Annotated in this window: 9 protein-coding genes; 7 read left to right on the top strand and 2 right to left on the bottom strand. The window is 71.2% G+C overall.

The annotated features are described in order from the left end of the window. Positions 1-57 precede the first annotated feature (57 nt). Entirely contained in the window at positions 58-447 is a 390-nt protein-coding gene (locus U3653_RS06890) for a VOC family protein (protein ID WP_195077734.1), read from the top strand. 52 nt (positions 448-499) lie between these two features. On the opposite strand, the gene U3653_RS06895 is transcribed toward U3653_RS06890, so the two are convergent. Then, positions 500-1,390 (bottom strand): SURF1 family cytochrome oxidase biogenesis protein, encoded by an 891-nt coding sequence (locus tag U3653_RS06895; RefSeq protein WP_195077735.1) that lies wholly within the window; start codon positions 1,388-1,390, stop codon positions 500-502. Beyond that, positions 1,390-1,911, bottom strand: a complete 522-nt coding sequence (locus U3653_RS06900; RefSeq protein ID WP_195077736.1) for a low molecular weight protein-tyrosine-phosphatase — start codon at positions 1,909-1,911, stop codon at positions 1,390-1,392. Before U3653_RS06900 ends, U3653_RS06895 begins: the two co-directional genes overlap by 1 nt. A gap of 44 nt (positions 1,912-1,955) precedes the next feature. On the opposite strand from U3653_RS06900, the gene cobC reads away from it, so the two are divergent. The 6 genes from cobC to U3653_RS06930 all read left to right on the top strand — a co-directional run bounded on the left by cobC (position 1,956) and on the right by U3653_RS06930 (position 10,050). Continuing rightward, positions 1,956-2,996 (top strand): Rv2231c family histidinol phosphate aminotransferase CobC, encoded by a 1,041-nt coding sequence (gene cobC / locus U3653_RS06905; RefSeq protein ID WP_195077737.1) that lies wholly within the window; start codon positions 1,956-1,958, stop codon positions 2,994-2,996. 355 nt (positions 2,997-3,351) lie between these two features. Then, positions 3,352-4,473, top strand: a complete 1,122-nt coding sequence (locus U3653_RS06910; protein ID WP_195077738.1) for a Nif3-like dinuclear metal center hexameric protein — start codon at positions 3,352-3,354, stop codon at positions 4,471-4,473. A 123-nt stretch (positions 4,474-4,596) separates the two neighbouring features. After that, positions 4,597-5,241, top strand: coding sequence for a hypothetical protein (locus U3653_RS06915; protein WP_195077943.1), 645 nt, complete (start codon positions 4,597-4,599; stop codon positions 5,239-5,241). Positions 5,242-5,313: 72 nt separating this feature from the next. Continuing rightward, complete coding sequence (locus tag U3653_RS06920; RefSeq protein WP_195077739.1) at positions 5,314-6,051, top strand: zinc ribbon domain-containing protein; 738 nt, start codon at positions 5,314-5,316, stop codon at positions 6,049-6,051. Between the two features lie 31 nt (positions 6,052-6,082). Then, positions 6,083-7,264 carry a bifunctional RNase H/acid phosphatase gene (locus U3653_RS06925; protein ID WP_195077740.1) on the top strand — a complete coding sequence of 394 codons (1,182 nt, stop codon included), beginning with the start codon at positions 6,083-6,085 and terminating at the stop codon, positions 7,262-7,264. Positions 7,265-7,578: 314 nt separating this feature from the next. After that, positions 7,579-10,050: an FAD-dependent monooxygenase gene (locus U3653_RS06930; RefSeq protein WP_195077741.1), complete on the top strand. Its 2,472-nt coding sequence runs from the start codon at positions 7,579-7,581 to the stop codon at positions 10,048-10,050. The last annotated feature ends 109 nt before the right edge of the window (positions 10,051-10,159 follow it).

Consider the following 10,159-nt stretch of genomic DNA (forward strand, 5'->3'; position numbering starts at 1 on the left):
ATCAGCGAGCGCCGCCGACCGCGTGAACCCGCGTTCGGGCTCGGCTAGGGTCGGCAGGTGCGAATCGCGCTCATGACCATCGTGGTGGCGGAGTACGACGCCGCGATCGACTTCTTCGTCCACGCGCTGGGATTCGAGCTGATCGAGGACTCCCCGGCGCGCACCGACGACGGCCGCCCGAAACGGTGGGTGGTCGTGCGGCCGCCCGGTGCCGAAACGGGCATCCTGCTCGCCCGGGCCGACGGTGAGACGCAAGCGGCGGTGATCGGGCAGCAGGTCGCGGGCCGTGTCGGGTTTTTCTTGCAGGTGGACGACTTTCAGTCGGCGTATGACCGAATGGTCTCGCATGGTGTCGAGTTCGTCAGAGTGCCCCGTAGCGAGTCATACGGGCAGGTGGCTGTCTTCCTCGACATCGCGGGCAACCGGTGGGATCTGCTCGGCCCGTAACAGCCTCAGCGGCCGTCCGGCGTCGAGTCAGGGCGGAGCGGAACTGCCCGGATCAACCGCGGCCGCGGCCGTAGCGGTCGGCGAGGCGGGCTTCCGTGGTCGGTGCGGCGGGCGTGGCCGGGGCGACCGGCTCGGACCGGGCCGGGTCGGCGGGAGACGTGGCGCGGGCTGGTTCGGCGGCGCCCTTTTCTTTCCTTCTCTCCCGGATCTCTGCGTAGATGAAATAGCCGAGGCCGAGGGGAGCCATGATGCCGAAGGCGAGCCATTGCAGGCCGTAGGAGAGGTAGGGGCCGGCATCGAGCTGGGGGAGCGGAGTGGGCGTGAACGCGCCCGGCTGGTTGTCGCTCAGTTGCAGATAGCCGCCGCGTTCGCCGCCGGTGGGCACGGGAGTCAGGGACTGTCGCAGGACCGCCGTCTCCTGGGTGGTGTCGATGGAGTACACCTGGCGATAGCCGTCCTGGACGCTCGGGTCCTTGCCGGGCGTGACGCCTTCGGACATGCGGACCCTGGCCTCGATGCGCTGCGGCCCGGCGGGTGGCTCGGGGACCTGCGGCGGGCGCGACCCTTCGACGGCCGACACCAGTCCGCGGTCGACGAGCAGCACCCGTCCGTCGTCCAAGCGGAACGCCGCCAGCACCGCGTATCCCGGCGCGCCGTCGAGGTGGCGCAACCGGACCAGGACCGTCGAGTCCGGCACATAACTGCCGGAAGCGGTGACACGCCGCCACTCGGTGTGCTCGCTCGCCGTGCCGGACAGCACGGTGGTGACATCGACCGGATCGGCCCGCACCGAGTCCGCGATCAGCTGGTTGCGGTGCGAGGTGGCCGTGTTCTTGCCGAGCTGCCACGGCGCGAGCACGGTGAAGCAGAGGTAGGCGAACGCGGCGACCAGCACCGCCAGGATCAGCCAGCTGGGGCGCAGCAGGAACGCGAGCCTGCGCATCACGGTCGCTCGTCGGGAACGGGGCGCAGACCGGGCGGTTCGGCGGCCGCGAGTTCGGCGCGCACCCAGTCGAGCAGGCCGGGGACGGCGGCCTCGATCTGGGCGCGCACGAGTTCGAAGTCGGCCGCGTCGCCGTAGTAGGGGTCGGCCACGTCATGACCGTCGGCGTCCGGGTCGAAGGCGCGCAGCAACCGCAGCCGCTCGGCGGGGACGCCGAGGCGGGCCAGGTCGCGCTGGTGGGAGCGGTCCAACGCGACCACCAGGTCCGCGTCGCTGTGCTCGGCGCCGAACACGGCGGCGACGTGCCCGGTCGGGTAGCCGTATTTGCGCAGGGTGGCGCTGGTGCGCGGGTCGGCGTCGTCGCCGACGTGCCAGGAACCGGTGCCCGCGCTGCTCACCCGCACCCGGTTGGCCAGTCCGGCCCGGTACAGGTGCGAGGCGAAGATCTTCTCCGCCATCGGAGAGCGGCAGATGTTGCCGGTACAGACGAACGAGACGTGCAGCTGGCCCACGCCTGCCATTCTGGCCGGTCCGGACGCGTGACCGCCACGTAGGGTGTGGTCTCGTGGCCGAGGACACCGTCGATCGAGCGAAACTGCGTCACCACGGCGACGTGGACGCTCGTCCCGGCATGCTCGATTTCGCGGTGAACGTCCAGGGTGACGCGCCGCCGGAATGGCTGCGGCGGCGCTTGGCCGCGCGCCTGTCCGATCTGGGGCGTTATCCGAGCGCGGAGGACGCCGAAACGGCCCGCCGCGCGGTCGCGGCCCGGCACGGCCGCGATCCCGACGAAGTGCTGCTGCTGGCCGGCGCCGCGGAAGGCTTCGCCATGCTGCCCCGCCTCGCGCCGCGGTCGGCCGCGGTGGTGCATCCGTCGTTCACCGAGCCGGAACTCGCGCTGCGGGAGGCGGGCGTCCCCGTCACCAGGGTGCTGCTGGAACCGCCCTACCGGCTCGATCCCGCCGGGGTGCCCGCCGAAGCCGACCTGGTGGTGCTCGGGAACCCGACCAATCCGACCTCGGTGCTGCACCCCGCCGACACCATCCGCGCCCTGCGCAGGCCCGGTCGCGTCATCGTGGTCGACGAGGCCTTCGCCGACGCGGTGGCCGGTGAGCCGGAATCGCTGGCCGCCGACCCCGCGCCCGACCTGCTCGTCCTGCGCAGCCTCACCAAGACGTGGGCGCTGGCGGGGCTGCGCTGCGGCTACTTCCTCGGCGCGGCCGGCGTGCTGGCGCGGCTGGCCCACGGGCGTCCGCACTGGCCGCTGAGCACCTTGCAGCTGGAGGCGATCACCGCCACCGCGAGCCCGGCCGCCGTGGCCGAATCCGAGCGCCGTGCCGAGACGCTCGCGGTGCACCGTGCCGCGATGATCGAGCGCCTGAGCGACCTCGGCGTGGCGGTTCACACTCCGGCGGAAGGCCCGTTCCTGCTGCTGCGCGTGGCGGACGGCGAATTGCTGCGCAAACACTTGGTCGCGGAGGGGATCGCGGTCCGGCGCGCGGACACCTTCCCCGGCTTGGGCCCGGATCATTTGCGCGTCGCGGTCCGTGGCCCCGCGGAGGTCGATCGGCTGGTCGCGGCGATCCGATCGGCGGATGTCCGGTGAGTGCGAGGCTCCGGCCGCGCCACGTCGATCCCGCGCGCAGGCCGGCCGGACGGACGGAGATCTCGCGCGCAGGAAGTCTCGCGGCCGGCGGCCGATCTTCACGACTCGGCGAGAACCTGCTGTGGAGTCGGTCGGAATTCCGCCGCATGGTGATCGCCGCATCGGGCATCCGGACGAGCAATGCAGCAGGCGGCGGTCACCTCGACAGCCGCCCCAGCGGCGCTCGTGGCGCCGGACGGCGCCCGACCACGCACAGCGCGTGCCCTAGAGAGGCGAGCGCACGCAGCCGCGCCGGCACGTCCGGCAGTGCACCCGGTGCCGCGCAGTGCAGGACCGAAGCGAAGGAAGGTGGACGATGACCACGCTCGCGGATCTCATCGGGGCGCTCGACGCGGCCTACCCGCCCGCGCTGGCCGAGCCGTGGGACTCGGTCGGCCTGGTCTGCGGTGACCCGGCCGAAGAGCTGACCCGAGTGCTGTTCGCGGTCGACGCGACCGCCGCGGTCGTCGACGAGGCGATCGACTGGCGTGCGCAGGCGCTGGTGGTGCACCACCCGCTGCTGCTGCGCGGCGTCGACACCGTCGCGGCGAGCACGCCGAAAGGCGCGCTGCTGCACCGGTTGATCCGCTCCGGCTGCGCGCTGTTCACCGCGCACACCAACGCCGACTCCGCCGATCCCGGCGTCTCCGACGCGCTGGCCGCGGCCATCGGTCTCACGGTGACCGGACCGCTGGACGCGAAACCCGAAGCTCCCGTCGACAACTGGGTGATCCAGGTGCCACGGACGCACACCGATGCCGTGCTCGCCGCGCTTTTCGCCGCGGGCGCGGGTGCGGGCGGGCACTGTTGCGACCGTGCGCTGCGCGTGCCCGCGACCGAGCAATTCCGTCCGATCGCCGAAACCGGTCCGGACCAAGGTTCGCTGACGGAACTGCGGTACGTCGAGGAGGATCGGATCGAGGTGTCCGCCCCGCGCTCCGCGCGTTCGGCGGTGCTCACCGCGCTGCGCGCGTCGCACCCCGGCGAAGACCCGGTCTATCACATCGGGGAACGCGCCGAGCTGCCGTCCTCGCTGGGCATCGGTCGGGTCGGCACGCTGCCGCAACCGGAATCGCTGTGCGCCTTCGCCGATCGCGTGGCCCGGGCCCTCCCGCCCACCGCATGGGGCGTGCGCGCCGCCGGTGACCCGGACCGCACCGTCTACACGGTCGCGGTCTGCGGCGGCGCGGGCGACTCCTACCTGGGCAGGGCCACCGGACTGGGCGTCGACGTGTATCTGACCTCCGACCTGCGCCACCACCCGGTGGACGAGCACCTGCGCAAGGGCGGGCCCGCCGTGGTCGACGCCGCCCACTGGGCGACCGAATTCCCTTGGTGCGCACAAGCGGAAGCGGTCGTGCGAACCGCCCTGCCGGGTCTGGAGACCAGGGTGTCCACGGTGCGCACCGACCCGTGGACGGTGCGCGCGCCCGGCTGATCCGGCGAAGCCGTTGTCCCGGCGCAGAACTGGCAACGGCGTGTCGGGGCGTGTCCGCGCCGAGCCGGGAAAGGATGGGCGGTTCGGGTGAATCGACCGGTTCGCGCGGGGTACAACTACCGCATGAACTTCCCGGTCGATTTCGGGCTCGTGCAGATCGGGCTGATCCTGCTGCTGGTCGTCGGTGTCGCGCTGATCATCTCCGGTCTGATCGCCGCGCGGCGGGTGGGAATGCGGCCGCTGCTCGCGCGGGGAACGGGTGGGCTCGCACTGCTGCTGGTCGCCGCGGTGCTGCTGTGGATCGCGACCCTGCTGCAGACCTACCTCGGATTGACCGGCGAGATCAAGGCGGCGCACGTGGTCGCCAAGCCGGTGGCGGGAGAAGAACACCTGCTCGACGTCGACCTCACCTTGTACGGCGACGACGACCACCCCGAACAGCGCCTCACCCACCGGGTCGAAGGCGACATGTGGGTGCTGCAGGCGGGCATCGTGGAGCTGGAACCGTGGGTGAACGCCCTCGGCTTCCACTCCGGTTACCGGATCAGCCGCCTGTACGGCCAGCGCCTCGACGGCGTCGCGACCAAGCAGAACCAGATCTTCCTCAACGACGGCGACCGCGACTTCTTCGCCGACATGCGCGAGGGCCGCTGGTGGACCCAGCCGTTCGTGCGCTCCGCCTACGGCAACGCGGTCATCGCGGTGCCCGGCGAGTACGACGTCTACATCTCCCGCGACGCGATCAAAACCCGCGCCGTCGGCGGCTGACGCCGATCCGCCGATCCGGCGGGGTACGGTTGAACACCAGTCCCGTCCACCCCGTCCAGGAGTTTGTCCGCGTTGAATGTCGAACCCCCGATCCAGGCCGAGCTGCTGCGGCTCGCCGCCGTCGACGCCGAGCTGACCCGGATCGCGCACCGCCGTACCGTGCTGCCCGAGCAGCAGGAGGTGGCGCGGCTGGAAGCCGAGCGCAACGCGCACTCCGACGCCGCCGTGGCCGTGGAGATCGTGCTGGACGACCTCGATCGCGACATCCGCAAGCTGGAGGGCGAGGTCGACGCGGTGCGCAAGCGTGAGGAGCGCGACAAGAGCCTGCTCACCGCGGGAACGGTGAACGCCAAGCAGCTTTCGGAGATCCAGCACGAGCTGGGCAGCCTGCAGCGCCGCCGCTCCGTGCTGGAGGACGAACTGCTCGAGGTGATGGAGCGGCGCGAGGCCTCCGCCGCCGATCACGAGCACGCGGGCGCGCGCTTGAGCAAGACCGACGAGGAACTCGCCGCCGCCCGGCGACAGCGCGACGAGGCGCTCGCGGATCTGGACGTGGCGCAGACGCGCTGCGAGACCGATCGCGCCGGCGTGGTCGCGAAGTTGCCCGGCGAGCTGCTGGCCATCTACGACCGTCAGCGGCAGCAGCACGGCGTCGGCGCCGCGCTGTTGCAGGCGCGCCGCTGCGGCGCGTGCCGCATCGAACTCGATCGCGGCGAGATCGCCCGCATCGCCAAGACCGCCCCGGACGTGGTCGTGCGCTGCCCGGAGTGCGGCGCCATCCTGGTCCGGACCAAGGAATCGGGGCTGTGAGTTCGCCGCGACCGGTTGCCACGGGAGTGCGATGAGTTTCCCGGAGGTGATCGTCGAAGCCGACGGCGGCTCGCGGGGCAATCCGGGGCCTGCCGGGTACGGCGCGGTGGTCTACGACGCCGACCACCTCCGGGTGCTCGCCGAGCGCCGGGAGTTCCTCGGCGTCGCGACCAACAACGTCGCCGAATATCGCGGATTGATTGCGGGGTTGGCGGCGGCCGCGGAACTGGGCGCCGAATCGGTCGTGGTGCGTATGGATTCCAAGCTGGTCGTCGAGCAGATGTCCGGTCGCTGGAAGATCAAGCACGCGGCCCTGATCCCGCTCGCCGACCAGGCGCGCAGGATCGCGGCCGGGTTCGCCCGGGTGAGCTACGACTGGATTCCGCGCGCGCAGAACGCCCATGCCGACCGGCTGGCGAACGAGGCCATGGACGCCGGAGCCGACGATGTCCGTGCGGCCGCCACCAGCTCGACGGAGGCCGCCGATCCGGCCCTCGCGGCCACGGAGCGCGAGCTGCCGAGCTGGATCGACGAAGCCAGGGACGCGAACGCCGGGCAGACCGAGCCTGCGCGGCACGGCCCCGGCTGGACCAGCGCCATCGGCAGGCCCACGCGTTTGCTGTTGCTTCGCCACGGCCAAACCGAGTTGTCGCTGCAGCGCCGCTATTCCGGTCGCGGCAATCCGCCGCTCACGCCGCTCGGCCGCGAGCAGGCCGCGCGTGCGGCGAAAATGCTGGCCGCCAAAGGCGACATCGCCGCGGTGGTCAGTTCGCCGCTCGGCCGGGCCAGGGAGACCGCTGAGGCGGCCGCCGCCGCGCTCGAGGTTCCGCTGGAGATCCACGAGGGGTTGATCGAGACCGACTTCGGCGCGTGGGAAGGTCTGACCTTCGCGGAGGCCGCGCAGCGCGATCCGGATCTGCACGCCCGCTGGATCGGCGACCCCACCGTCGCCGCGCCGGGCGGGGAGAATTTCGAGGAGGTCCGCGCACGGGTGGACGCCGCGCTGCGCGACCTGCTCGAGCGGTATCCCGGCGCCAATGTGGTGGTGGTCAGTCACGTCACCCCCATCAAGACGCTGCTGCGGCTTGCTCTCGACGCGGGCCCGTCGCTGCTGTATCGCTTGCATCTGGATCTGGCGTCGCTGTCGATAGCGGAGTTCTATCTCGACGGCGGGTCTTCGGTGCGTCTGGTGAACGATACGTCCTACCTCTGAGCCCGGCGACGTGCCGGAATCGAGGGCGAACGTGGTGCACGGAGGGCGAATTATGCACCATTGCAACACATTTGCGTTTCACAATCGCATGATGCGGTGAATCTCACTTCAACTCGGCCTTGCGCGCCGAGTAGCGGTAGGCTTCCGGACGGTCAGGCACAGGCGTCCCAGCTGCCTGCCCGGCCGGGGCCGACACGGTGGCCTCGGCCGGCGCTGCGCAGCGGGACGGTTTCGCGCGGGCGGTGTGGCCCGCGGGCCGCGTCGCGGCACGAAGCACCTGTGCCGTCGAGTTGTTCGATGAGAGTGCAGGTTCGATGAGCAGTCCGATCAAGGTTGTCGTTCTCGGGGCAGGGATCGGAGGACTCACCACCGCGGCCGCCCTGCGGCATGCGGGATTCGGCGTCGAACTATACGAAGCGGGCCCCGAACTGCGGGCACAGGGCTTCGGACTTTCGGTGCAGGCCAACGGCATCAACGCACTGCGCACCCTCGGCCTCGGCATCGACGAGCAATTGCTCGAGCGCGGCGGCCGGGTCGAGACCTTCCGCTTCTGCAACCCCGACGGCAGCCCGATCCGGGTGCTTCCGGTGCATCGGCTCGACGCCCAGCTCGGCGCACCCGCTGTCGCACTGCACCGCACCGATCTGCACGACGTGCTGCTGAGCGCGATCGGTGACACGCCGACTTTCACCGGCGCGCAAGCCACCCGGTTCGTCGACGACGGCGAACACGTGCGCGTCGAGTTCGCCGACGGCCGGGTCGCCGAGGGTGACCTGCTCGTGGGCGCCGACGGCATCCACTCGGTGGTGCGCGCCCAGTTGCACGGCCGCGCCGAGCCGCGTCCCGGCAATTTCGTCTGCTGGCTGGCCTGCATCCCGTTCGAGCATCCCAATGTCGCGCGCGGGTTGTCGGCGCATTTCTGGGGCACCGGAATGCGTTTCGGCATCCACGACATCGGTCACGGCCGGGTGTACTGGTGGGGCACCAAGACGCTGCCCGCCGACGAGGCCGCGAACTGGCAGGGCGGCAAGGACGACCTGCTGCGCCTGTACGCCGACTGGGCGCCGGAGGTGCGCGCCTGCATCGAGCAGACCGACGAGGCGGCGATCCTGGCCGTGCCCGCGCAGGACCGTCCGCCGCTGGCGGGGTGGGGCCGCGGCCGGGTGACGCTGCTCGGCGACGCGGCGCATCCGATGCTGCCCAGCCTCGGCCAGGGCGCCAACGCCGCGATCGAGGACGCGGTGGTGCTGGCCGGTGTGCTGCGCAAGTCCCTGGATCCGGTGGCGGGCCTGCGTCGTTACGAGAAATTGCGCGCCGACCGCACCGCCATGTTCGTCAACGGATCGGCCTCGCTGGCCAAGATCGAGCAGACCACCGACCCGCGCCTGGTGCGGGTGCGCGACACCTACTTCCGGCACGCGCCCACCGAATTCTTCCTGCGTAACCTCGGCAAGCCGATGTCCTTCCCCGAACCGGACGGGCCGACCGCGCGGCTGCCGCGTCCGCTCTCCCCGGTCGAGCGCTGGCACTGGATCGCCGATCAGCTCGCGCCGCTGCACATTCTGTCGCGGGTGCGCATCCGGGGCCACGTCGAGGCCGAACAGATCCGCGCGGGTCTGGACGAAGTGCAGCGCAGGCATCCGCTGTTGCGGGTCGCCGTCGCCGCCGAACCGGACGGCACCGCACCGCGTTTCGTGCCGGTGCAGGCGCCGATTCCGCTGCGGGTGATCGAATCGGAGGACAGCACGAACTGGCTGGCCGAGGCCGACGAGGTGGAGCTGCGCGAGCCGTTCGACTGGCGCACCGGCCCGCTGGCAAGGGCGGTGCTGATCAAGGAGACCGACGGCACCAACGAGCTGATCGTCACGCTGCACTACGCCATCGCCGACGGCGAGAGCGCGCTGTCGGTCGCCAAGCAGGTGCTCCAAGCGGCCGCAGGGGAAGGGGGCGATTTCGCACCCGCTCCGGTCCGGCCGGGCCCGGAGGAACTGTTCCCGCCGCGCTTCCAAGGCGCGGGCGGTGCGCTGCGCACCGCGGGTTCGTTCCTGCGCGACCAGAAGTCGCAGCTGCGCAAGCCGCGCAGGCTGGAGCCGACCAGGCTCGCCCCGCCGGCGCAGCGGCGCAGCCGGGTGGTGCACCGCAGCCTCGACGGCGACCGGTTGGACGCGCTCACCGCGGGCTGCGCCCGCCACGGCGTCGGCCTGCAGGCCGCCCTCTCCGCGGCGCTGCTGATCGCCGCGGCCAGGGAGGCGGGCACCGAGAAGGCCGCCTGGTACACCGTCGGCAGCTCGGTCAACTTCCGTGACCATCTCGACGGCGCCGCGGGCGACACCGAAGTGGGCACCTATCAGGGCATGATCGCCACTCCGGCCAAGTACGCGCCGTGGGCCTCGCTGTGGGAGATCGCCGCCGAGATCGAACGCGAGTACGGCGCCAGAATGGACCGGCGCGATCACCTGTCCGCGCTGAACCTGCTGAAGGTGGCCGCGCCGAAGTCGGTGGCCGCGAGCGCGTCCACGGTGAAACTCATGGACACCCGCGGCCCCGGTCATCTCTGTATGACCTACCTGGGCGACTACCCGTTCCCCGACAAGATCGGCTCCTGGCAGCTGGAGGGCGCGCAGTTCGTCTCCGGCATGTCCGTCAGCGGCTTCATCATGGCGACCGCCAACGCGACGCACAACGAGCTGTCCCTCAACATCGGCTACGTCGAGCCGGCGGTCTCCCGCGACCGAGCCGATCGTCTGGCCGACGAAAGCGTGCGTGCGCTGCTGTCGGCTTGCTGACCGGCCCGCATACCCCGCGATAACAACAGCAGAGTCGCGGCATCGGCACTGCCGATGCCGTGATTCGCGATATCGATAACTGGATAAGTGTGGTAGCAGCTTTGCGTGT

Origin of the sequence: Nocardia implantans (genome assembly GCF_035544775.1) — a bacterium.
Lineage (GTDB): Bacteria > Actinomycetota > Actinomycetes > Mycobacteriales > Mycobacteriaceae > Nocardia > Nocardia implantans.